General features: G+C 61.5%; 22 protein-coding genes. 8 read left to right on the forward strand and 14 right to left on the reverse strand.

Features of this window, described 5'->3' with window-relative positions; genetic code table 11:
• The first annotated feature begins 119 nt into the window (after nt 1-119).
• Nucleotides 120-1,310 (forward strand): porin, encoded by a 1,191-nt coding sequence (locus BUS06_RS28355; RefSeq protein ID WP_074269334.1) that lies wholly within the window; start codon nt 120-122, stop codon nt 1,308-1,310.
• A 123-nt stretch (nt 1,311-1,433) separates the two neighbouring features.
• Here the strand turns inward: BUS06_RS28355 and BUS06_RS28360 are convergent, their stop codons facing one another.
• Entirely contained in the window at nt 1,434-1,649 is a 216-nt protein-coding gene (locus BUS06_RS28360) for a hypothetical protein (RefSeq protein WP_074267691.1), read from the reverse strand.
• A 180-nt stretch (nt 1,650-1,829) separates the two neighbouring features.
• On the opposite strand from BUS06_RS28360, the gene BUS06_RS28365 reads away from it, so the two are divergent.
• Complete coding sequence (locus BUS06_RS28365) at nt 1,830-3,635, forward strand: ABC transporter transmembrane domain-containing protein (RefSeq protein WP_074269335.1); 1,806 nt, start codon at nt 1,830-1,832, stop codon at nt 3,633-3,635.
• Between the two features lie 10 nt (nt 3,636-3,645).
• Here BUS06_RS28365 and BUS06_RS28370 read toward each other — a convergent pair whose 3' ends face one another.
• The gene (locus tag BUS06_RS28370; protein ID WP_074267692.1) at nt 3,646-4,308 is read right to left on the reverse strand and encodes a hypothetical protein; all 663 of its coding nucleotides are present in this window, start codon (nt 4,306-4,308) and stop codon (nt 3,646-3,648) included.
• Nucleotides 4,309-4,694: 386 nt separating this feature from the next.
• On the opposite strand from BUS06_RS28370, the gene BUS06_RS28375 reads away from it, so the two are divergent.
• On the forward strand, nt 4,695-5,687 hold the full coding sequence (locus BUS06_RS28375) for a hypothetical protein (RefSeq protein ID WP_074267693.1): 993 nt from the start codon (nt 4,695-4,697) through the stop codon (nt 5,685-5,687).
• Nucleotides 5,688-5,724: 37 nt separating this feature from the next.
• Here the strand turns inward: BUS06_RS28375 and BUS06_RS28380 are convergent, their stop codons facing one another.
• Nucleotides 5,725-6,720, reverse strand: coding sequence for an asparaginase (locus tag BUS06_RS28380; protein ID WP_074267694.1), 996 nt, complete (start codon nt 6,718-6,720; stop codon nt 5,725-5,727).
• 87 nt (nt 6,721-6,807) lie between these two features.
• Nucleotides 6,808-7,902: a GlxA family transcriptional regulator gene (locus BUS06_RS28385; protein ID WP_074269336.1), complete on the reverse strand. Its 1,095-nt coding sequence runs from the start codon at nt 7,900-7,902 to the stop codon at nt 6,808-6,810.
• Between the two features lie 334 nt (nt 7,903-8,236).
• Here BUS06_RS28385 and BUS06_RS28390 point away from each other — a divergent pair, with 334 nt between their 5' ends.
• Entirely contained in the window at nt 8,237-9,361 is a 1,125-nt protein-coding gene (locus BUS06_RS28390; RefSeq protein WP_074269337.1) for a branched-chain amino acid ABC transporter substrate-binding protein, read from the forward strand.
• Nucleotides 9,362-9,577: 216 nt separating this feature from the next.
• Nucleotides 9,578-11,284 carry a dihydroxyacetone kinase subunit DhaK gene (dhaK, locus tag BUS06_RS28395; RefSeq protein ID WP_074267695.1) on the forward strand — a complete coding sequence of 569 codons (1,707 nt, stop codon included), beginning with the start codon at nt 9,578-9,580 and terminating at the stop codon, nt 11,282-11,284.
• A gap of 4 nt (nt 11,285-11,288) precedes the next feature.
• Here dhaK and BUS06_RS28400 read toward each other — a convergent pair whose 3' ends face one another.
• On the reverse strand, nt 11,289-12,194 hold the full coding sequence (locus tag BUS06_RS28400; RefSeq protein WP_074267696.1) for a LysR family transcriptional regulator: 906 nt from the start codon (nt 12,192-12,194) through the stop codon (nt 11,289-11,291).
• A gap of 124 nt (nt 12,195-12,318) precedes the next feature.
• On the opposite strand from BUS06_RS28400, the gene BUS06_RS28405 reads away from it, so the two are divergent.
• A complete protein-coding gene (locus BUS06_RS28405; RefSeq protein WP_074267697.1) occupies nt 12,319-13,863 on the forward strand; it encodes an MFS transporter in 1,545 nt (514 codons plus the stop codon).
• A gap of 110 nt (nt 13,864-13,973) precedes the next feature.
• Here the strand turns inward: BUS06_RS28405 and BUS06_RS28410 are convergent, their stop codons facing one another.
• From BUS06_RS28410 to BUS06_RS28420, 3 genes are all read right to left on the reverse strand, one after another.
• Nucleotides 13,974-14,258, reverse strand: coding sequence for a hypothetical protein (locus BUS06_RS28410; protein ID WP_074267698.1), 285 nt, complete (start codon nt 14,256-14,258; stop codon nt 13,974-13,976).
• 101 nt (nt 14,259-14,359) lie between these two features.
• Complete coding sequence (locus BUS06_RS28415) at nt 14,360-14,776, reverse strand: MarR family winged helix-turn-helix transcriptional regulator (RefSeq protein ID WP_074267699.1); 417 nt, start codon at nt 14,774-14,776, stop codon at nt 14,360-14,362.
• 90 nt (nt 14,777-14,866) lie between these two features.
• A complete protein-coding gene (locus tag BUS06_RS28420; RefSeq protein ID WP_074267700.1) occupies nt 14,867-15,739 on the reverse strand; it encodes a hypothetical protein in 873 nt (290 codons plus the stop codon).
• 443 nt (nt 15,740-16,182) lie between these two features.
• Between BUS06_RS28420 and BUS06_RS28425 the strand changes: the two genes are divergently transcribed.
• Both BUS06_RS28425 and BUS06_RS28430 read left to right on the forward strand, forming a co-directional pair.
• The gene (locus BUS06_RS28425) at nt 16,183-17,142 is read left to right on the forward strand and encodes a glycosyltransferase family 9 protein (RefSeq protein WP_254368983.1); all 960 of its coding nucleotides are present in this window, start codon (nt 16,183-16,185) and stop codon (nt 17,140-17,142) included.
• Nucleotides 17,143-17,181: 39 nt separating this feature from the next.
• On the forward strand, nt 17,182-18,069 hold the full coding sequence (locus tag BUS06_RS28430) for a glycosyltransferase family 9 protein (RefSeq protein ID WP_074267701.1): 888 nt from the start codon (nt 17,182-17,184) through the stop codon (nt 18,067-18,069).
• Between the two features lie 14 nt (nt 18,070-18,083).
• On the opposite strand, the gene BUS06_RS28435 is transcribed toward BUS06_RS28430, so the two are convergent.
• From BUS06_RS28435 to BUS06_RS28460, 6 genes are all read right to left on the reverse strand, one after another.
• Nucleotides 18,084-18,347, reverse strand: coding sequence for a hypothetical protein (locus BUS06_RS28435; protein WP_074267702.1), 264 nt, complete (start codon nt 18,345-18,347; stop codon nt 18,084-18,086).
• A 44-nt stretch (nt 18,348-18,391) separates the two neighbouring features.
• Nucleotides 18,392-19,948: an FAD-dependent oxidoreductase gene (locus BUS06_RS28440; RefSeq protein ID WP_074267703.1), complete on the reverse strand. Its 1,557-nt coding sequence runs from the start codon at nt 19,946-19,948 to the stop codon at nt 18,392-18,394.
• 140 nt (nt 19,949-20,088) lie between these two features.
• On the reverse strand, nt 20,089-20,469 hold the full coding sequence (locus BUS06_RS37960) for a hypothetical protein (protein WP_074267704.1): 381 nt from the start codon (nt 20,467-20,469) through the stop codon (nt 20,089-20,091).
• A gap of 378 nt (nt 20,470-20,847) precedes the next feature.
• A complete protein-coding gene (locus BUS06_RS28450; RefSeq protein ID WP_074267705.1) occupies nt 20,848-21,003 on the reverse strand; it encodes a DUF3309 family protein in 156 nt (51 codons plus the stop codon).
• Nucleotides 21,004-21,116: 113 nt separating this feature from the next.
• Complete coding sequence (locus BUS06_RS28455) at nt 21,117-22,709, reverse strand: C40 family peptidase (protein WP_083611646.1); 1,593 nt, start codon at nt 22,707-22,709, stop codon at nt 21,117-21,119.
• Nucleotides 22,710-22,850: 141 nt separating this feature from the next.
• Complete coding sequence (locus tag BUS06_RS28460; protein ID WP_074267706.1) at nt 22,851-23,306, reverse strand: tetratricopeptide repeat protein; 456 nt, start codon at nt 23,304-23,306, stop codon at nt 22,851-22,853.
• Nucleotides 23,307-23,520 lie beyond the last annotated feature (214 nt).

The following is a 23,520-nucleotide window of genomic DNA, read 5'->3' on the forward strand; positions in this document are numbered from 1 at the left end:
CCACGATTTGCGCATTCATTGCAATTGGGCTCAACCCTATACTCCACCCGTTTTCATGGCGGTCGCCGATCGCCAGATGGGAAACACGAACTTGAATATGGGGTGAGGTTTTGATCAAGATGCGATATCTGGCCGCTGCGTCGGCCATGCTTCTGGCTGGAGCGGCACACGCGCAAAGCAGCGTCACGCTCTTCGGACTCATTGATACCGGCGTCGTTTACCAGAACAACGCGCGTGTGTCGGAATCGAGCGCCACATCACCGGGCGCCAGCTCCTGGTCGATGCAAAGCGGCAACGTCTTCACGTCGCGTTGGGGTCTGCGCGGCTCGGAAGATCTTGGCGGTGGGCTTGCCGCGGTCTTCTGGCTCGAGAACGGTTTTAACGTTGACAGCGGCGCCCTGAAGAACGGTGGCGACCTGTTCGGCCGGCAAGCCTGGGTCGGTCTGCGTTCGGAACAGTACGGCACGCTCTCACTCGGTCGTCAATACGACTTCATGGTCGACTACGTTGCACCTTTGAGCGCGACGGGTTCGGGCTTCGGCGGCAACCTTGCGTCGCACGTGTACGACAACGACAACCTGAACAACGATTTGCGTCTGAACAACTCGGTCAAGTTCAGCAGCGCTTCGTTTGGCGGCTTCAAGGCAGGCGCGATGTATGCGTTCTCCGGCGAGGCGGGTGATTTTGCCAACAACAGCGCATACAGCCTGGGTACGAGCTACACGTATGGTCCGTTCAACGTCGCGGCCGCATACCTGCAGATCAACCGCACGGCGCAGTCCGCACTGGCGAACGCAACGGGTGCAGTCAGCACGGGCGACGGCGACCAGCTCACGACGGGCGGCAGCCAGCAGATCTACGGTGCCGGTGTCCAGTACAAGTTCGGCAAGTCCTCCGTTGGCGCGGTGTGGACGCATTCTGTCACCGACAACGTGACGGGCATCTGGCAGGGCGGCAGCACGTCTACGGGTGCGATCGGCGGCAGCTATATCAAGTTCGACAACTTCGAAATCAACGGCCGCTATTTCGTGATGCCGGACTTAAGCCTGGGCGTTGCGTACACGTACACGACGGGCGGCTTCGGCGGCGCGACGAAGGGCTTTACGTCGGCCACGCCGCACTGGAACCAGGTGATGGCTCAGGCCGATTACTTCCTTTCGGCTCGCACGGATGTCTATCTGGAAGGCGTGTATCAGCGTGTTGGCGGCGGCAACGGCAATGCAGCGTTCGACGCCAGCGTCTACAGTCTGGATCCGTCGTCGAATAACTCGCAGGTTGTTGTGGCGGTTGGTCTGAAGCACCGCTTCTGATCGTAGCTAGCGTGTAGGTACGGCCCTGCAGGGCGCCGTGAGGCGTGCTGCGGGGCCGTGTATTTTTTGCAGACTTCCGCTCGCCGGCCGATATGGGGGCCGCGAGCCTTTGAGCTTGAACGCTTAGCGGCGACCGCTACGCCCCCACACGTACCGCACCCAACGCTGCCATCTGCTGCGCGGCATGGCCTGGGCATCATGGCCGGCGCGCGCTTCGCGATCGCGTTCGACGCTCTTTTGCACCTGTTCGTGGATCTGACGCAACGACATGCCGCCAGGTCCTTTCAGTTTGTCGGGATCGCTATCGGCGTCGGGATCAGGATCGGGTAGGTCTGTCATGGGAATGACTTGCGAGGAATGTGTCGCCCCGATCTTGATCCTTCTGGACGTTCACAGCAAGCGGGCGCTGCCGGGGTGCTGGCAATCTTCTGGGCGGCGTCAGTCTTTTCGCGGGGGAACAACTTCAAATCGGCAGGGACTGGCACAATCGAGGCGATCTTCGATCCCTTGGGAATCCTCATGCCAGACCCTGCACCGGCCTCACGGCGTATCGCGCCGCTGTTTGCCCTGTTTCCCTTCCTGCGTCCGTATGCCGGGCGCTGGGCGCTCGCGTTCCTCGCTCTGATCACCTCAGCAGGTGCGACGCTGGTGTTGCCGGTGGCGTTCAGATACCTGATTGACCGTGGCTTTGCGAGCGGCGAACGCGTGCACATCGATCGTTATTTCCTCGCGATGTTCTTCGTTTCGCTGATTCTCGCTGCCGCGACGGCGCTGCGCTTCTATCTGGTGTCGTGGCTAGGGGAGCGCGTAACGGCGGACTTGCGGCGCGCGGTCTACGAGCACGTGCTGGGGATGAGCCCACAGTTCTTCGAAACCACGCAGACCGGAGAAGTGCTGTCGCGGCTTACGGCTGACACCACGTTGATCCAGGCCGTGGTCGGCACGAGCCTTTCCATGGGCTTGCGCAACTTCTTCATGCTGACCGGCGGCGTAGCGATGCTGGTAGTGACCAGTCCTGTGTTGTCGGGCTATATCATCGTTACGTTGCTCGTAGTGGTCGCACCTATCGTCATCTTCGGACGGCGCGTGCGGCGTCTTTCTCGTGCCAGTCAGGACAAGATAGCGAACACGAGCGCACTGGCGGGCGAGGTACTCAATGCCATGCCTACTGTGCAGTCCTATACGCAGGAGCCTTTCGAGGCGCAGCGGTTTGGCGGCGCGGTGGAAGTGGCTTTCGAAACTGCGCTCACGCGTATCCGGGCGCGCGCGTGGCTGACCGCCGTGGTGATCGTGCTGGTGTTCAGCGCGATTGTCTTCGTGCTGTGGCTCGGGGCGCAGGCGGTGCTGGCCGGGCGCATGACGGCCGGCCAATTGTCCCAGTTCATTCTTTACGCGGTGTTCACCGCTGGCGCGGTAGGGGCGATCGCGGAAGTGTGGGGCGATCTGCAGCGCGCGGCTGGCGCGACTGAGCGGTTGCTGCAGCTGCTGGCCGCGCGCTCGCCAGTGGTACAAGCCGAGTCCACTATCACATTGCCGGCGCGCGGGGACGGCATCCGCTTTGACAACGTGAGCTTCTCGTATCCGTCACGCCCCGGCATCGCTGCGCTATCCGCGCTCTCGCTGCACGTGCGCGCGGGCGAGCATGTTGCGCTAGTGGGACCGTCCGGCGCCGGCAAGACCACCTTGTTCCAATTGCTGCTGCGCTTTTACGACCCACAGGGCGGCACGATTCTGATCAACGGTGTCCCTACGGGACAGGTGCCGCTCGATGAACTGCGCCGTGAGATTGGTGTGGTGCTACAGGAATCGGTGATCTTTTCGGGTAGCGTGCTTGATAACATTCGCTACGGCGCGCCCGAGGCCACGCTCGCGCAAGTTCAGCGCGCTGCGGAAATGGCCGCTGCGGCGGGTTTTATCGAAGAACTGCCGCAGGGCTACGACACGTTTCTCGGTGAACGCGGTGTGCGGCTTTCCGGCGGACAGCGGCAACGCATTGCGATTGCTCGTGCGATCCTGAAGAATCCGCCCATCCTGCTGCTCGACGAGGCCACCAGCGCACTCGATGCCGCCAGCGAACGTCTCGTGCAGAAGGCGCTGGACAATGCCGCGCAAAACCGCACCACGCTGGTCATCGCTCACCGGCTAGCGACCGTTCAGCAGGCCGACCGCATTATCGTGCTGGAACATGGACGCATCATTGCGCAGGGACGTCATGCCGAACTTCTTCTGAGCTCGCCGCTTTATGCCCAGCTAGCGGCGTTGCAGTTTGGTGAGCCGCTGGCGCAGACGGCGGCGGCTGGGAGTCATCAACCGGACTTCGGATAACGCGCGCAACTCAGAACCGGTAAGTCACACCGATCTGCGCGACCGGGTACCACCTGTAACGGGCTACGTCATTATTGAGCTTCTGCTCTTCCTGATCGATGTTCGCCTGGGTCGTGAACAGTGTGTAGATCTGCGGCACGCTGTAGTCGACGTGTGGACGTCCATAGGCCACGCCCAGATCGAACGTCACCCCAAAGCCCTTCGAAACCGGCTTGTGCCCGTAACCGATGCCGAGATACGGCATCACGTGCGGAAATTCGGCGGTTGCGGATGGAGCAGCGCCGACGGCGGGCACGTAACTATTCCCGATCTTGTAGTTACCGTCCGAGTTGGCGACAGCGTGCGCCTTCAACTCGTCATTGTTGATCAGCGCGCCGGCTGTCACGCGAAAGCCGCTCGACGAAAACGGAAACAGATCGAGGTACAGCCCACCCTGTAACAGCGTGAGACGGCCATCGTAAACATTGCCGTCCACCGTGACCGAATGCGAGAGACCGAAGCCTTCGAGTTCGGCATGCACACCGGCCCACGAACTGAGCGGCAATGCAGCGCCGACGCCGGCGCCCAGCGTGCCACCCTGAACATACACTTCCTGCGCACTTACCGTGCTCGCTGCGCTTGCCGCGAGTATTACCGTTGCTGCTGCGAGAGCAGCATTCTTTACCTGTTTCACCGCGCCTTCTCCGTAAACGAAATCCGTCTTGTGGAAGAGACTTTACGGTTCGAGCGGCGAGTTCAAATGCATGAACAACGGGGAAATCACACAGCAGTTCTGATTCGTGAAGTCGAACTTCGCGCAACCGGAATTTTCTGCGGGTAAGTATTGCCGGAATCCTAAATGATCGATTCGCCTGCGCAGATTAGACCTGCTTTTTAAGGCCTGTTCGTGAGATTGCCGACGACGCCTCGCTTCGATAATCACTCTGTTCATTGGTTCGTCCGTTTCGCACACACGGACATGCAGACGAACCGATTTGTCTGATTAAACGCGGCGCACGAGCGCCTTCGTTTGCGAGTGGCGGGACCGTGTGCACGCCGGCATTTTTGAGTGGAGCAAGCATGTCTTTGTATCAGGCGTCACGGTCATTCGCTGCAGTCGCGCTTATCGCGGCATCGGCCCTGTTGGGTGCATGCGGCGGTGGCGGAGGGTCGGGTAGCGCCAGCAGTACCGCTGCTTCGAACCAGCTAAAACTCTCGACGGCAGTGCAGAGCGAACCGGTTGCCCGCTATGCGGCGGCCTTCGGAATTCTGTCCGGTCCCGGCGTGGGCGCGATCTATTCGTCAGTCGTGCAGTCCTTGGTGACCGGTGTCACGTCGAGCGCGGCCACAACTACCAAGTTGTGTCCTGGCAGTGGCTCGATCGACATCGCCACGCAGAACGCAGGTGCATCCGGTCTGCAAAGCGGGGAGACGGCAACAGTTACCTTCAACCAGTGCGTGGGGCAGGTGCAGGCTCCAGCCGTATCGAGCAGTGCGTCGGTCAGCGGTTCGGTGACGGTGCAGGTGCAAAGCGCGCAGGGTGTGGTGGGCAACAATTCGGCGGACTGGTCGTACACCGCCGTTGAAACCGCGAACAACCTGACCTTGACTTCGCCCGACGGCGTCACGTCAGTCAACGGGACGGTAACGTTTTCAATGAGCTACGATGCCGCCACGGGCGCCACCACGACGACCGCAAGCGCACCGACGGTCACGCTGGCCATTACGCATACGGCGAGCTCTGGAAACGTCAGCGGCACCATCACGATTACTGCGCTTGCCTATTCGCGTCTGCACGGCGTAGATCCGTCTAGCGACACGCTGTCGTCCAGCGGCGCGATCAGCGTGCAGGCGAGCGACGCGGTGATTTCCTTCGGGGTCACCACTCCTACTGCGGTTACGATCAGCAACGGCAACCTGGAAGGCGGAGTGATTCAGCTGACGGACGATGGCGCGGTTGAAACGATTACGGCTTCAGGGGCGTCGTCGGTGAATGTTGTCGTTACCGTGGGCACCCAGACGGGGACGTATTCGGAGAATGTAGACAGTCTTGAGCAACTGACTGGAAGCTGAGCGGGAATCCGTGCAGGCCGCAGCGGCTGGTTGCGCTTCAGTAGTGGTAGAACGCGTCCTGCAGATCCGCGCTGCGTTGTTCGCTGCCAAGCGAGAGCATCAGCAGAAGCCGCGCTTTTTGCGGCACCTGATCGTCGACGACGAGCCAGTCGTACTCGTCGTCCGGTTGCGCGGCGTTGCGTATCACGATGCCGCTGCCGGTTCGCGAGGCTCGCACGATCTGCACGCCGCGGCGTCTTGCCCGCTGCAGCGCGCCGACGACATGCGCCGCGACATTGCCGTTGCCGGTAGCCGCGTAAATCAAGCCTCGTACGCCAGATTGCGCGGTGGCGTCGATCACGGCGGCATCGATGCCGCCGTGTGCATAGACAATGCCGACTTCCGGCAACTCGTCTATCGCATCGATCGACCATTGGGTACTGAGCGTATGGCGGCGCGCCGGCGTGCGGTAATAGCGCGGGCTGCCTTCGACGACATATCCGAGCGGGCCATAGGGTGAGCGGAACGATTCGAGCTTGAACGTGCTGGTCTTGACGACATCGCGCGCACTATGTATCTCATCGTTCGCAACGACCAGCGTGCCCTTGCCGTGAGAGGTTTCGCTGCCGGCGACGAGAATCGCGTTATACAGGTTCAACGGGCCATCTGCGCTGAGCGAAGACGGTGGCCGCATCGAGCCGACTACCACCACGGGCTTTGAACTCTTCAACGTCAGGTGCAGAAAGTAAGCGGTCTCGTCGATCGTGTCGGTGCCATGCGTCACCACGATGCCGTCGATATCGTCCTGCTTGAGCAGCGTATCGATGCGTTTGCCGAGTGTCAGCAGATGCGTGGTTGAGAAGTTCTCCGAACCGATCTGCATCAGTTGTTCCGCACTTACGCGCGCAATAGCGTGCGCTTGTGGGATACCCGATAGCACTTCGTCGATCGATAGAACAGAGCACGCATAGTCCGATGTGTTGACGGACGATGCGCCGCGTCCTGCGATGGTGCCGCCTGTACCGATCACGACGATGTGGGCCTTGTCTTTCATGACAGGCAATGTACGGGTAAAGCCGGGCACTGCGATTGCACCAATCTGCAGAAAAATAGAAGAAAAGCGACAGGGGGCGGGCTACCGTCAAGCCTCCGTTGCGGGCGCCCCAACTGAGGCGCGCAGTTTGCCGGGCGTCACGCCGTAGGTTTCCTTGAACACGCGAATAAAGTGTGCGGAGTCGGCGAAGCCGCACTCGTACGCGACGTCGGTGACGCGTCGGGCGGTGTTGAGCAACATCCAGCGTGCGTAGCGCAGGCGCATCTGCCGATAAAATTCGTTAGGCGACGTTTTCATGGCTGTCATGAAAGCGCGTTCGAGTTGCCGCACGCTGGTGCCGCTCATTTTGGCGATTACGGCGATATTCAGCGGTGCTTCGAGGTTCTCCTCCATCAGGATGATCGCGTGCCGCACCGTCACGTCTTCAACGGAGAGATAGCCTAGCGCGCGACGCCGTTCGACGAATGAGGTACCGCTTTGCCGGCTGACTGTCATCTGATGAATCACCTTCGACGCGCGGTCGGCTCCACAATGCAAGCTGATCAGACGAGTCGCCAGTTCGATAACGGAGATGCCGCCGGCGCAGGTGATGCGATTACCGTCGATCAGGTAGTCACTGTGCGTGATGACGCGCAGCGCGGGGAACATCTGCTGGTAATCCTCAAGATGGAAGCTGTGTACGCAGGCCACGTGGCCTTCCATTAGCCCCGCGCGCGCCAGCACAAAGCTGCCTGTGCACATGCCGATTAGCGGAATCCCCGCTCGATCTGCTTGCCGGAGGTAATCCCAATAGCATGGATGGGCGTCGTCGAGATGCGGCAGCAAGCCGCCAATTGCCACGATGTAATCGAACTGCTCCACTGGCGGAAATGCAGCCTGCGGCGTTACGGTCACGCCGCAACTCGCCTCGACTACCTCGTTCTGTTCGCCGATGATGGTCCATGAACAGCGCAAGGGCCGGCTCTGGTCGCCGAGATCGGCGGCGTGACGCAGCGCATCGCACAGCCCGGCCAGCGAGAGCAGCGGGAAGCGCGGCCAAAGCAGAAAACCCACGTTGAGCTCCGCAGAGCTGGAGCGGTTGCCGCGCTGCTCCGGCATGTCCGCGGCGTGATCCAGATGCTCGACCAGCTCACGGCCCGCGGGACAATCGTCCCTGCGAATTGCATTATCGGTCTGGCGCATGACGATTTCCTGATCGAAGAAACGGAACTTGAGCAGAACAAACAATTGAACACGGCCAGTATAAGGCTGGCTGGGCGCATCAATAAGGGTAATCCGCGCTGCCGCAATTCTTCTGTTTTCGGGCCGATCGGTTCAATGCCGATCTTTTCGTTCTGACTACATTCGCCCTATCCCTTAAGCCATATCGCATCTGGCGAGCCTGGCTGGGGTAGGTGAACGCGCAAGGCCATCGTGGCCCGTTGCAGGTGTTTGTCAGTTGCTTCGCGCAGCGCGTTCCTGATTGAACCAACACTATGGCGGGTGGGGTATGAGCATGTTCGCAGGGTTTCGTCGTATGGCGACGGTCGGCATTCTGGGTGGGCTGGTTACGGCGGGCACAGGTTTGGCCCGTGCGGACGAAGTGGTCAGGATCGGTCACGTCGCACCGTTGACCGGTCCGAACGCCGAGTGGGGTAAAGACACGGAAAACGGCGCGCGTCTCGCCGTGGAAGAAATCAATGCGAAAGGACTGGTGATCGACGGCCACAAGGTGACCCTGGAACTGGACGCTCAGGATGACGCTTCGGATCCGCGTCAGGGCACGCAGGTGGCGCAAAAACTGGTCGACGATCATGTCGCCGCGGTGGTTGGTCATATGAATTCGGGCACCACGATTCCGGCGTCGAAGATTTACAGCGATGCCGGCATCGTCGAAGTGTCGCCCTCGGCGACCAATCCGGTGTACACGCAACAGGGCTTCAAGACCGCGTACCGGGTGGTGGCGACGGATGCGCAACAGGGACCAGCCCTGGCGAATTACGCACAGAAGGACCTGAAGGCGAAAACCGTAGCGATCGTTGACGACGCAACCGCCTATGGCCAGGGCCTCGCCAACGAGTTCGAGAAACAGGCGAAGGCAGATGGGCTCAATGTGTTGTCGCACGACGCGACCACCGACAAGGCGGTCGATTTCCGTTCGATTCTTACGAAGATCAAGGGTGAGCATCCGGACATCATCATGTATGGCGGCATGGATGCCACTGGCGGCCCCTTTGCCAAGCAGGCGCGTGCGCTTGCCATTACTTCGCGGGTGTTGGGTGGCGACGGTCTGTGTGCCGACTCGCTGGCGAAGCTGGCGGGCGACGCCGCCGACAATGTCGTGTGCTCGATTGCCGGCATGCCGCTTGAGAAGATGCCGGATGGCCCTGCATTCGAGCAGCGTTACGAAGCACGTTTTCATCAACATGTGCAGCTGAATGCGCCGTTTGCCTACGACGCCGTGTACATCATCGTCGATGCAATGAAGCGTGCGAATTCGACGCAGCCCGCGAGCATTCTCGCGGCGATGCCGGCGGCAAATTTTGTCGGCGTACTGGGCCGTACCCAGTTCGACGCGCATGGCGATCTGAAGCAGGGTGCGATCTCGCTCTATGACTACAAGAGCGGCAAGCAGACCCTGCTTACGGTGGTGAAGATGTGAGCGTCTGGTTGGGGTCTATGCTCCGCTTTGTTTCCAGCTTCTTTTCGTGGTCCTGGTTTCCTGCATTGCCGTGCAATTCGACGCTATACGCCGAGGCGCGGTAAAGTCCGGTTTCCGGTGATGTGTTTGCAACTGTTTCTCGACAGACTCGCAACCCCAGCCGCGACCGGCTCGTGATGGAGACAGGGCCCGCGGCCTACAAGGAAGCTGGCGCATATGAAAAAGCTCATCAACGATGTTTCCGCGGTAGTCCCCGACATGCTCGACGGACTCGCTGCGCTCAACCCCAACCTTTCCTTGCTGCAGGGCGGCACGATCATCGTGCGTGCTGACGCAGAAGCGGCCGCCCGGCGCGGCGAGGTCGCGCTGATTTCCGGTGGTGGCTCGGGTCATGAACCGGCACACGCGGGTTATGTCGGCGCGGGCATGCTCAGCGCAGCGGTAGCAGGTGAAGTGTTCACGTCGCCGTCGACGGATGCTGTGCTCGACGCAATCCGCGCTGTAGCGGGTCCCGCAGGCGTGCTGCTGATCGTCAAGAACTACACGGGCGACCGCTTCAATTTCGGCCTCGCCGCGGAGATCGCACGCGCAGAAGGTACCAAGGTCGAGATGGTTATCGTTGCGGACGACGTCGCGCTGGCAGCAAGCGGTGAGCACGCCGGCCGGCGCGGTCTGGCCGGCACGGTGCTGGTTCACAAGATTGCGGGCGCGGCTGCCGCCGAGGGACGTCCGCTGGCAGAAGTGGCCCAGGTGGCTCGCGAGGCCGCCAGCAAGCTCGGCACCATGGGCGTGGCGTTGACGCCGTGCACTGTGCCGGCGGCAGGTAAGGCGGGTTTTACGCTGGCCGATGGCGAGATCGAGTGGGGGCTAGGGATCCATGGCGAGCCAGGCGTCGAACGTGGCGCGCTGGAGTCCGCTGATGCGATCGTCGCGAGGCTGCTGACGAAAATCGTCGACGACCTTGCGCTGCAGACGAGCGAGCGGGTCGCGTTGCTGGTGAACAATCTCGGTGGCACGCCGCAGAGCGAGTTGAGCATTGTGGCCGCTTCAGCACTGCGCTACCTTGGGGAGCGGCACATCAACGTCGAGCGCGCGTGGGCTGGCACTTTCTTGAGCGCGCTAGAAATGGCCGGTGTTTCGCTGACCTTATTACGCCTCGACGATGAGCGGCTTGCGTGGCTCGACGCGCCTGCACATACGTCGGCTTGGCCCGCTTTGAGCGGCCATATTGCACGGGCGTCCATCAAAGACGCGCCGACCGCGCCTCGTGAGAACCACGACGCGCGGCTCGCCCGCGAATCCCGGTTGCGCCGTGTAATCGAAGCGGTTTGCGCGTGCCTGATCGATGCGGAACCGGTCCTGACCGAGATGGATCAACGCGTGGGCGATGGCGACCTGGGCATCAGTCTCTCACGCGGCGCGCGTGGCATCCTTCAGGAAATCGGCAGCTACCCGGCAGAGACGGCGTCAGGTGCGGTATTGCGGGCCGTGTCCGCAACAGTCCGGCGCGTCGTGGGTGGGACTTCGGGGCCGCTCTATGCCGTCATGTTGCTGCGCGCGGGCAGTGTGCTGGATCAATCCACCGGGGCCGATGCAAAGCGTTGGACAGACGCATTTAGCGCGGGCGTCGCGGCGCTGATGGAACTCGGCGGCGCGCATCCTGGCGATCGCACGATGGTAGATGCGCTGCAGCCTGCTGCCGAAGCGTTGCAAGGCGCGCTCGCGCATTCGGGTGATGTCGACGCTGCGTTGCTGGCCGCGGTCAATGCAGCCAAAGCTGGTGCGGAGCAGACGGCATCGATGAGTCCGCGGCTAGGGCGTTCCAGTTATGTCGGCAAGCGCGCGCTCGGTTTCGCCGATCCTGGTGCGCACGCAGTGGGACTTTGGCTTGCTGCAATACGGACAGCGTTGCAGGGTAGCTAGTGCGTCAGGCGCGAATCATGTCCGGAATTTCTGCCACGAGGGCATCGATCGCGCAACGGGTCTTGAGCGGCAGATAACGCGTCTTCGGCCACACCGCGTGGATGTCCTGCGCCCGCACGCCGCAGCGCTCTCTCACGACGGCGAGCTCACCTGTCTGCACGTGGCGTTTCAGCAACCAGCATGGCAATTGCACGAGGCCGAAGCCGGCAATGCCGGCGTCTGCGATTGCCTGGACGTCGTCGAGGCTTAGTTGCGGTGTGATGCGCAATTCCTGTTGATGGCCGTCGCTATCGAGCACGCGCCAAGGCGCCGATACTCCACCGCGCGAATAGGCGATGCCGGCATGCCCGTGGAGGTCGTCGAGGTCCGCAGGCATGCCGTACTGCTTCAGATACGACGGCGAGGCGCCAATGCTCATATGTTGCACACCTAGACGGCGCGCGGCCAGACTCGTGCTGTCGTGCAGATCGCCGATGCGTACCGCCAGATCAAACCCTTCCTCGATGAGATCCACGGCCCGGTCCGTAAACGACATATCGATCTGCAGTTGCGCGTGCTGGCGTGCAAGTTCGAACAGCACGGGCGCGACGCATTGATGGCCGAACGCAATCGGCACGCTGACACGTAAGCGGCCTTGCGGGTCGGTGCGCTCACTCTCCAGGTCGGCCTCTGCCGCTTCCAGTTCGGCCAGCGCCCGCACGCAGCGGTCGTAATAGGCTTGACCGGCTTCAGTCAGCGTCTGGCTGCGCGTCGTGCGATTCAGGAGGCGCACGCCGAGCCGGGTCTCGAGCCGCGTAATCACCTTGCCGACAGCCGAGCGCGTGAGGTGCATGCGCTCGGCCGCCAGCGTGAAACTGCCCGCGTCGACCACCTGTACGAAGGTCGTTACGCCATCGAGCCGGTCCGTCATATTGGGTCCCTGCAGGAATAATTCACGGGAAAAACTCTCGCCAATGGGGAAGTGTGGTCCCGATATATTAATCCTGAACTCGCGCCCAGCGCGATCGGACCTTACTCAACCTCCGGCGGTACCCATGACGCACACCCATAATCCGAGAAACGCCCTCGCACTGGCTGCGGTTTGCCTGACCTCTTTGATGTTCGGCCTCGAAATTTCCAGCGTACCAACCATTCTCCCAACGCTTCAGACCGTGCTGCACGGTGATTTCAAGTCGATGCAATGGATCATGAATGCGTACACGATTGCGTGCACAACCGTGTTGATGGCAACCGGCGCACTCGCGGATCGCTTCGGTCGAAAGCGCGTGTACGCCGCCACGATCGTGCTGTTTGCGATCACGTCGTTGCTTTGCGGCATCGCGCAGAGCGTGTCGGCTTTGATCGTGAGCCGGTTTCTGCAAGGGATCGGCGGGGGCGCCATGCTGATCTGCCAGGTGGCGGTGCTTTCGCATCAGTTTCAGGAAGGCCGCGAGCGCAGCAGGGCGTTTGCAGCCTGGGGAATCATCCTTGGCATTGGACTTGGATTCGGTCCCATCATTGGCGGCGTGATCGTCGCGGTATCGAACTGGCAGTGGGTTTTTCTGATCCACGTTTTTGTTTCGCTCGTGGCACTGGGCCTGGTCTTCGCCGGCGTGCAGGAGTCGCGCGATCCGGAGGCGCAACGTCTGGATGTGGCGGGCGTCGTCACACTTTCCGTGGCGTGCTTCGGTCTCGTTTACTACATTACGCAAGGCCCGGATCTGGGTTTCGGGAGCGTCGCTGCAATCAGCATCATTGCCGTGGCGGTGTTGAGTTTCATCGCGTTCCTGGTGGTGGAGCGGCGCAGTGCGCGGCCGATGTTCGATTTCTCGGTGCTGCGCATCCGCAGTTTTTCGGGCGCGCTGTTCGGCTCGATGGGGATGAATTTCAGTTTCTGGCCGTTCATGATCTATCTGCCGATCTATTTTCATGGGGGTCTGGGCTATGCGAGCGTTAGCGCCGGGCTGTCGCTGCTTGCCTATACCTTGCCCACACTGGTCGTTCCGCCGCTAGCCGAGCGGCTCGTGCTTCGCTGCGAGGCACGCAGGGTGATTCCGCTTGGCATGTTCACAATCGGCCTCGGCTTCATCCTGATGAAGTTCGGCAGTAGTGCCGAGCATGCGAACTGGCTCACGATGTTGCCCGGCTGCCTGTTGTCCGGGATCGGGCTGGGTCTGACCAACACGCCGGTAACGAACACGGCCACTGGCGCAGTCTCTGCGGACCGCGCGGGGATGGCTTCTGGCATCGACATGAGTGCGCGGCTGATCACGCTTGCGATCAACATCGCCGTGATGGGGTTTATTCTTCTTGAAGGTGTGCTGTCGTACCTGAAACATGCGCTTGCGGCGATTGCCGACGAGGGACAATTGCAGCAGCTCGCCGAAAAAGTAGCCGCAGGGGACATGAGTTTGCTAAACCATGATGCGGTACTTGCGACGATCGCTTCGCATGGCGCGATCGTTCATGCCGCACTCGTGCATGGGTTTGGTCTGGTGATGCTCTATGGTGGTCTCGGTGTTTGGGCTTTAGCGCTGCTTAGCGCCTTGACGTTCGGTCCTGGTGTGCGGCAGCGCAGGGCAGCGAACTATGTCGCATAACGGGTCGCCAAAACGCTAACCTGTCGAGCGGGCTGTTGCAGCGCGCCAAGCCGGTTGATCATCGCCGGGCTTTCCGCGCCGCCTGCCTCGTTTTGCGGTTCGCTTGCGGTTTAGCGTGAACATAGGGTAGCGGCCTCCACTAGCGCGTCCTGTCGTGCGGGGTTCTGAAAGAACGCGTCAAGGCTTACGTGCTCATCGTTTGCAACCTTCTGAAGACACAAGGCGTTGTTGGCGGGCACGCTTGAAGCCGCTAAAACAGCAGCGATCGCAAACAAGGCAATCGCAGCTAGCGTAATCGCGATGCCAACCGTCCAGTGCCGCTTTCCTTCCGCCTTGAGCGCGCCTCGCTGAGAAGCCTCACAGACATTCAGACGCTGTACCGCAAGCTTTTCCATTCGGGCTTCCTCAATTTGATTAGCAAGGCAATCATTTGCGATGGAAAATAAGCAAACAATGATTGGCGCAGGAAAATGGACAACCGAACAAACGGACTGCGCTAATCGAGTGCCTTGCGGACGTCGTGCATGGTAGAGACAGCGGATTCGAACAAGCCGGGCCCAATTTTCCGGCGCAACGCTTTGGCAATGTCCGCGCTCGCCTCGTTAATGGGCCGCTCGAGTGCCTTGCCCGAGCGGGTGGGGTACACGCCCCATTCCCTGCCGTCCGCTTCACCCTGACGCCGCTCCACCAACTCCTTGTCGCAAAGGTTGTCGATGAGACGGGTAGCGGTGGGACGAGCGATGCCCAGTAGATCGGCCACCTGACTGCTCAAGCAACCTGGGGTTGCAAGCACGACACGCAGCACAAACCCTTGCGCCGGTGTGAGTCCAAAGCCGGCGTAGGCAATAGTCCATTCGCGCTCGACCAGGCGGCCAAGGGCGACGGAGTTGAAGTAAAGGCAATGATCGAACATGGAGCGTATTAAAGCGCAATATGATTAGCTTGGCAACTAATGTTTTCAGGCGAGGGCGACGCTAATCCACCCTGGTATTTGTTGAGCGCGTTAGCCCGACCGCTTGGCGTTGCCGTTGTAATAGCGCAAATCGCTGCTGTTGAGCAGTTGCTCCATGTACGGACCACGGCGCATCAAAGGCGCCGTCGCCAGGCATTCCTTCTTTCCGCGCAGCCGGTCGTCCTGCGTAAGGTCCGGATGGGTTCGATCCGTCGGAGCGTCTTCCGCGCTCGGCCAATGCTGGCAGAACAGACTGAGCGGCTCGCAAGCGTGCCGGAAGTGCGGATGGACCGGCTCGCGCTCCGGCATGTTGATGATCGCGCGCCGCCCGAAGCGCTCGACCACTGCCGCATACAGTTCCTTCTCCAGAAAGTCGCCGTCTTTCACGCGCATCCCTGACAGCATGTCCAGGAACGCGGGCGTTGCCCTCGCGATGAAGAACTGGGTGGAGAGCGACTTTCTCTCGCGAATCCCATAGCGGAATCCAAGCGGCCTGATGGCGCTAGCGAGGCCGGCGCGCAGCCGCCTTCCGAGCAACGGCGAGCGTTTCCACTGCGGGATGCAATCGGTGCTCCAGGAGGAGGCGGCGATCATCGCATGAGGTTTTTCCGCGAGCTTCTCGAGGTACCGCCTGATGACGTTCTGATCGAATATCCAGGTGTCGGCTTCGAGGTGGATAACGTAATCGGCCTGAAAGCGGTCGATGGCCGCCGTGACCGAGGCGAGCAGCAGATCGGCGGCGCCGGAGGTCAGCGGCCGCGGCTCGCGCTTGACGAGGACGTCTTCGATATAACGCGTATAGCCGTCATCCGAACAGGCATGCACCACAGGCCATTTGTAGGCCCAGTTGAGCTTGATGATCTCCATGGAGATGCGCGCGCAATCGATGCGATTGAACGAGGTCAGGCACACGACAACTTGCATGGCTGGAAATGACGGTCAGAAAATGAGCCGGACGGCGTGATGCATAGGGGAATCCCCATAGTCAAAATCGAAAGCGGACATGGCTGCGCCGCCCGGTCGATTCCAGCGGCATAGTGCATGAAGCGCGCCGCGTCACGAACTCAAGAGTCTTACCGAAAGTTTCAGCGCTTCGCGAGAAAACGCGTGCCGCGCGCGCCGCTCGAAGGGGGCAGAGTCGCGCCGGTGCTAGCGCTTCGGTACGCGGCACGGGCCGGCTGGCTGGGCGCTGCAAGCACCTCAAGAAATGCTTCGAAATCAAATCGCCAAAGCGGACCACCTGGTTGGCTTCGCGCGCAGGTTCTCCAGGCTTTCAAAATCGAAATATGGTGCAAGACTCCGAAATCCATGATTTAGCCGTTCTTGTGGCAACATTCGAGCGAATCGACTTTGGCCGGATTGACAGTATGGGGAATGACAAGGCGCATCAGGCGGATCGCACCGGTTCGATCGGCAGCGGCTTGCCTGACGTGCAATCCGGCCCGCAAAGCGTCGCGTTCGTCATGTCGCCCGCCTTGGGCGACACCCTGAACCTGCTCATCGTCGCGAACAATCTTGTGCTCGCCGGCTGGCGGGTAGACGTGTTTGGCGCCCACGCCCATGCGCTTGCCGCGTGGTTCCCGAATCTGAGCGTTGCCCCCGCGCTCGAGCCGGGTGATGTGCGCAACGTGCTCACCGGTTATGCGCATGTCATCCAGATGCATCGCGACCGGCCGCTCGCGCAGGTGGGAGACTGGCATCCGGGCTTTATCGACCTGCACGACGTGGAATACGCCGATAACCCGCATTGCATGGCGAAGCGCTTCGCCGATTTCGCAGCAGCGCGATTCGAGCTTCAAAACGTGGTGGTTTCGAATGGCATGCGGCCGCCGGCCGATCTGGTGTTTCGTAAACACGGCTCGCGTGTGGCGGTTCATCCGGAGGCGAGCACGCCTGACAAACGTTGGTCGCCAGAGCGCTTCCTCGACCTGTTTCGCCGTCTCCAGGCAACCGGGATGCAGGTGGAATTCATTCTCGCAGAGCGCGAGCGTTCGCGTTGGGAGCAACGTGCCGACCCGCTACCGCCGCTTCGTTCGTTTGCTTCCTCGGCGCAGCTGGCGGAATGGCTCTACGAATCCGGCTGGTTTATCGGCAACGATTCTGGCGTCGGACATCTGGCGTCTGCGCTCGGTATTCCGACGTTGACTATCTTCCGCCGGCGCGGCGTCGCGCAGCGTTGGCGTCCGGGCTTCACGGCCGGAGTCATTGTTTTGCCGTCATGGTGGGTGCCGACGGCGAGGCTCAAGGAGCGCTGGTGGCGCGAGAGCATCAGCGTCCGGCGCGTGATCAAGGCCTTTAGCGGGTTGCGTTCTCGCGCGGCGGGTTAGTTAGGCGCACATAAGAAGTTCAACGGGGATGTTTGGAAGATGAAGGCGAAGCTTGAAGGTGCCGCGTCGATCGCCGTAGCAATGCCGACGGCCATCGGCGATGCGTTGTTGATGATGGTGCTCGTCAACAACCTGATAAGGAATGGTTACCGCCTTACCGTCTTTAGCTGGGTGATAGCGGATCTGGCCGACTGGTTCCCGGGCGTCGACGTGCGTCACGAGCGGGAGGCGAGCGGAAAATTCGATCTGGTGATCCAGTTGCGCGCGACCCCATTGGGTGCCTCGCTGGCGGCGGATGGCGAAGTCTGCGAAATCGTCCGCTGTGAAGCGTTTCAGGCGCTTGGGCATATGATCGACATGATCGTTGCTGTGGCGCGTGACAACTTTGGCCTCGCCGACGTCACACGCCACAATGGTATTGCTGTGCCGAACTGGATTCGCTTCCGGATCCACGAGCGGCGAGTGGCGATTCATCCCACCGGTAGTCACGTGGAAAAAATGTGGCCGCGCAACAAGTTTCTCGCGCTGGTGCGCAAGCTCGTGCAGCGCGATTTTCAACCGACCTTTCTGGTTGCGCCCTGCGAACGGCACACTTGGCTGATGGACCATGAGGCGGCTCAACGGCTCCAGTCATTCGATAGTCTCGGGGATGTGGCGGCCTGGATTGCCGAATCCGGATGGTTTATCGGCAACGACTCCGGTCTTGGGCATCTGGCGTCCGCGCTGGGGGTGCCGACTTTATCGCTGTTCATGCGACGCGGCATCGCACGCACCTGGCGCCCTAACTGGGGACATGGGGCGATTGTGCTGCCCTACAACCTGCTCCTCGGCGGCGCACTCAAGGAACGCTACTGGAAAACGGCGCTTACCGATGGCCGTGTGTTGCGCTCGTTCGATCGCCTGCGCCTCGAAGTGGATCCACGCTGACGGTTAACACGGGGTTAACGCGGCGCACGCTGAGGGGGATGGGTGCGCGTCTCTTGCGACGCCGGCCCGGCGGTCTCACGCTCGGGTAATTCAAGCTTCAGTAGCTGTTGCTCCAGACGATTGATGCGGTTGCGCTGTTGCGGCGCGATCGACGCCTGGCGCAGCGAATTGAGGCGGCCGCGCCAGTACGTGAGCGATGGGACCGTATTGGCGGCCGTGATGTGTCCGAACACATATTCGAGGTGCCGGAGTTCCTGTTCCACGTCTCGGTGGTTCATTGTTTTTTCGCTGTGGTTTCGGGATTGTTTTGATAAATGGCCGCTCACCCGGCGGTGGCGTTTTCCTGCTCCTTGGCTAGTCGAAGCGCTTCGGAGGGCGACACTCCCATTTGCATCGATTCGATCAGGCGCGCGGTTGCAGCTTCGCGCCCGCAGGCCAGTGCTCCTACGACGATGTTCGCCTTCACAAACAGGGCGAGGAAATGGTGCTGCTCGAGGTCGCCGTCGATTGTTACGGTATCCCAACCGCTGGCGTGCCCCAGGTATTCGAAGTTCATGCCGTAGTGATAAGTCCAGAAATACGGCACACCCGCGTAAGGCTTGCGCGCACCGTGCATGTTTCGCGCGGCGATAAATCCGTGCTGCTGCGCGAGACGCCAGTGCTCGATGCGTACGGGTTCCTGATCCTCGTATAACGGAAACGCCGCGATATCTCCGGCGGCATAGAGACCAGGTGCTGCCTGCATGCCGGCGTTGACCAGCACACTGCCGTCCTTTTGCAACGGCAGTCCTTTGACGAAACCGGTGGCGGGCGCAACGCCTGTGGCAAGCAGAACCGCGTCCGCGGCGATGCGCGAGCCGTTCTCGAGCACGACGTCCCGCACGCGCGTATCGCCGGTAAGTTCCGTCACCTTCTCGTTCAGTCTGAATGTGACGCCATGGCTCTCGTGCAGGCGCTGAAACAGCGTGCCGAGACGGGCGCCGAATTGACGCTCGAAGGGCACTTTTTCAGGCGACACGATGGTGACCTGAGTGCCACGCTCGCGCAGCGCCGACGCCACCTCGAGTGCGATAAAGCTGCTGCCGACGATGACGGCATGCTGTGCGGATTTCAGCGTATCGCACAAGGCACTGGCGTCCTGCAGATTGCGCAGCATGTGCACGGATCCAAGCTCGCAGCCGGGGATGGGCGGAGCCTTGGGCGTGCCTCCAGATGCCAGTAGCGCGGTGTCGTACGTCAGTTCGCGCCCGTCCTTGAGGCGAATCTGGCGCTTTGGAACATCGAGCTCGACGATCGTCGCGGTGATGCGCTCGATTTGCCCGTTCTCCAGCCAGTGCCCGGGTAACAGCGGCGGCACATCCTTGACGGCCATCTCCCCAGACGGCACGAATTTGCTCAGCGCGGTCCGGTCGTATGGCTCCTGAGATTCCTCTCCGATCAGGGTAATGCGCCCATTGAAGCCGATTCTGCGCAGCTCGGAGCAGGCTGCCGCACCTGCCGCGCCTGCGCCGATCACGACGAATTTCGGCGTATCGCTGAACTCCGTCGCTCGGGGTCTTTCCAGCTTTTGCGGCGTAACCATGACTTCACCATCGCGCACTTCGACCGGGTAACGGTCCAGCCCCATGAGTGCAGGCGGTTCGAGGACGTCTCCGCTGGTGGCGTCAAACGTTCCCTTGTGCCATGGGCAAACGATATGGCCGTTGCAAAGGGCGCCTTCTTCTAGTGGGCCGCCCGCATGGGGGCAGTCCGCGCTGAAAGCACGCACCGTGTCACCATCGCGTACGAGCAGGATCTTCTCGCCGTCTACCTCGACGCGTGTCGCGTGCTCTGTGGCGAGTTGCGTCAGGCTGATGACGCGCCGGGCATCTGTTGGCATGGTGGGTTCCTCAAAGAACGCGAGTCAGGCAAGTCATGTGGGCTGCAGACGTACTCTTGCAACCCAGGCAATAGGGAGCGGCGGCGCGCGCGCCGCCGCTTTATGTGGCGCGTCTTTGCGCCGTCAAGTTGCTGGCCACGTTACTGGCCGTTCTGCATCGTGCCGTTCGGGGCCATCTGGTTCGGGCTGGTCATGTTGTTACGCGGGCTGGTGGCCGAGTTAGGCGATGCTCCTGAACCTGTACCCATCCCGCCGCCGGTAGCGGTCGTGCCCGGCGAACCGTAGCCGCTGGTGTCAGCCGGACTTTTCACGCTGCCGGGGCCGCTAGGTGCAACCGTCCCGCCTGTACCAATCCCGCCGCCGTTGCCGCTGGCTCCGCCTACGCCGGCACCCCCACCAGCACCAGCCCCGGCGCCACCAGCACCCGCGCCAGCGCCTCCGGCACCACCTGCTGCATAGACACCACCAGACAGGGCCATGACGAGCGCCGATGCAAGAATTTTCTTCGTTGTGCTGTTCATTTTCAGATCCTCCAGAAGGTAGGGTTGTCACGCAGACGGATATCCATCTGCACACTTTTATGGGCCGCAAGCAGCGTGCCTCACTTTGGCGCGGCGCCGAGGCGCAGATCGCGACGAGACGAAGAGAAGGGCGGGCGGTTGACGCCTGCTCTGGATGTGGACGATGCCGGCCGGGTGTTACGTGCTGGAGGGATGGGAGATGCGCAAAACAACAATGCACGGATTGCCGGGGCAGTGTAAGAATCACTGCGCGGTGCGGGCGGCGCATTGCCAATAGTTGAGACTGCGGATGGTCGGTTGGGCACGTAGCCCGCCAGTTTGACAAACCAAACGGTAAAACTGACGGGTTACGCGTTTCGCGGTGTCGCTACATCTGGGTTATATCTGCCCCATCACGACCAGAACGATCACGACGATGACGACAATACCGATCGTGCCTGTCGGCGCATAACCCCATGAGCGGCTATGCGGCCATGCTGGAAAGGCGCCGATGAGCAGCAGGATCAGAACGATCAGAAGAATGGTTCCCAACATAACGCCTCCGGATACTTGTGGTTGATCATGACAGGGGCCTGAGGCCCCTGCGCTTGCAGCTACCTGCTGCAAGTGCCATGCCAGGGTCGAAGTAACCGGAAGCGAAGCTGTATTCAGCCGGCGGGATTGTCGTCGTCGGGTTGAACGGGCGTGCCTTCGCCAGGCGCGCCGATGATGCTGATCTGGAAGATGCGCGTGGCCGCGAGCGATTGAAGGCTTGGGTCCTCGGGGATATGCGCGAGCAGCGGAAAGATCACCGAGCCGCCAATTACCGCGCGGCGGCTGTTGTCCGCCGGGCGCAAGCCCCACACGTCCTGATAGACCACGGGCACCACCTGAGCGTCGCGCGTGGTGTTGCCGAGATACAGCATCACGTGGCCGCCGATATAGATGAGCGTGCGCATCGGCACGCCGTGCTCGGCAAGGTAAGCGATGCGTTGCTCTGGCGTGTCGGCGGACAAATCGGTCATGCGCCCAGCGCTCATCTGTGTCGACGAATGGCGCGGCAGCCATACGCCGAACGCGGCGAAAATGCTTTGCGTTTCGGACGAGCAATCGTTGTAGAAGTCGGCATTGCCCCAGCCATATGGCCGCCCGATCAGCGCCTTGATCAGCATCGCCAGATGGCGTGGCGTGGCTGCGAGAGGCGCAGTGGCCACCTGTGCATCGCTTAGTTGTGCGATGCGCGCCACGGCATGACCGTTTGCGTCGCGGGCGGGGACCATCACGCTGCGCTGGGTTGCGCTATCGTCGGGTGCGACCGGCAGCAAGGTGCCGGCGGGTGCATCGAAACGGAAAGTGCCCTGGCTGTCGCGCACCGGCGCCGATGCCACGACGACGGCGGCGAGTCCGTTGCGTGCCGCGCTGCGCCAGATGTCGATAAACGCGTCGTTCACGAGGCCCACCTCGTCGCTGCGCACCCAGCCTTGCACATCGGGCGTCTGCACGTAGTACCAGCCGCCGTCGAGACTGCTGCCCAGCACATAGAGCGGCGTGCCGGGACGGGCCGCCGAGACTTGCAGATTGTCGAACGGATAGCCTTCGCCAGCGAGGCGGTGATCGTAGAACGATGGGTCGACGGTCGGCAGTTCACGCACCAGCACGTTGCCGGTTGCAATGGCGCGGCGCGCAGCCGAGTATCCTGGCGCTCGCTCGAACTGGCCGACATCCATGTTCTGCTCGATGGCGTCGATCCAGGCCTTGGTGTGAGGCCGGAAGTTCTGGCCGTAGCCGAGTTCGTCGGCAGCCTTGCCGGTGTTGTCGAACTCCGCAATACGGCGGCGCTGCAGGGCGGCGATGTCTGCTCCGCCATCGCGGTAGACGCGTGTGTCGACGTAAGCGCGATTCCACGGCGAAGCATCGCCTTCTGCTGCGCCGAAGTAGCGGGCGCGCAACGCTTCAAAATGAGTCTGCTGGTCCGCAGCGCTCAGGAACGGTTGATCGTAGCCAGGGCTGGCCGGGTCGATCCAATGATCGACGTCCTGGTCGTAGGCATCCATCGGGAACACGCTGACCGGATCGATACCGATACGCACCTGCGTAGTGGGCGCAGACGGCGGCGTGGCGCACGCCGCGAGCGCGAGGCACAGCGCAGCGGTGGGCAGGCACAGCCACGTGCGGGAGCGAGCCCGCCACGAAGGTGGCGGGGCGATGCGAGGCAATAGCGGGGAGGCGGACTCGATGCGGGGCGCTGCGGCAGACGGCATGGTGCTCGACGGTGGGTGGCCAAGGTGCAGATAATACGACGGTCTGCCTGCTGTCCACCAGCGAGAACCGCGCAGCGCGCTAATCGGCGAGTCGCGCGGTGAATCACTTGGCCAATCACTCAGCCAACTTCGGCGAGCGTATTACTGCGTCTGAGACGAGGCGTGCGGCACGTCGGCGCCTGCGTGCTCGCCGTGAGGCGCGCGGTTGGCCTCGACGATATCCTCGGCAAGGCTGGTACGCAGCGTTGCGATGGCCTGATCCGGATTCGCCGGCTTCAGTTGTTCGCGCGCGAGCGACTCATAAATGAAATGCCGCAACATCGGGTCTTGGGTTTTGTTAAGCACATCGTGATAGACGCCGATGATTTCGCTTTCGTGTCCGGTCATCGCGTAAAGCCTGCGCAACTGTTCCAGGTCGTTGATCACGGCGAAGCCCGGACCGTGGGGCGGCGGCATGCCTTCGCCGTGAGAGGGTTGGCCATGACCCATCAGGCCGTCCATCTGAGGTGGCGGCGAGGTGTCTTGCTGTGCGGTTGCAGAGAACGTAGCGGTGATCAGCAGCGCGGCCACCGCCGTGCTCACAAAGGCCTTTTTCATATTATCGATTCCATCGGATCAGCGTCGGCACGACAGTGCGCCGACCATGTGGACACGATAGTGGAGATAGCCGATTGTAGGGTTACGGAAGTCCGTCTGGACCTTACATAACCTTGCAGGCGGGCACTAACATTGCGCCGTGAATGTCGCGAGGGGGCGCCGGTTAGCGAGAGCGTTGCGAATACATCGGCCAAGTCTTACAGAATTTTCCAGC

Source organism: Paraburkholderia phenazinium (genome assembly GCF_900141745.1).
Taxonomy (GTDB): domain Bacteria; phylum Pseudomonadota; class Gammaproteobacteria; order Burkholderiales; family Burkholderiaceae; genus Paraburkholderia; species Paraburkholderia phenazinium_B.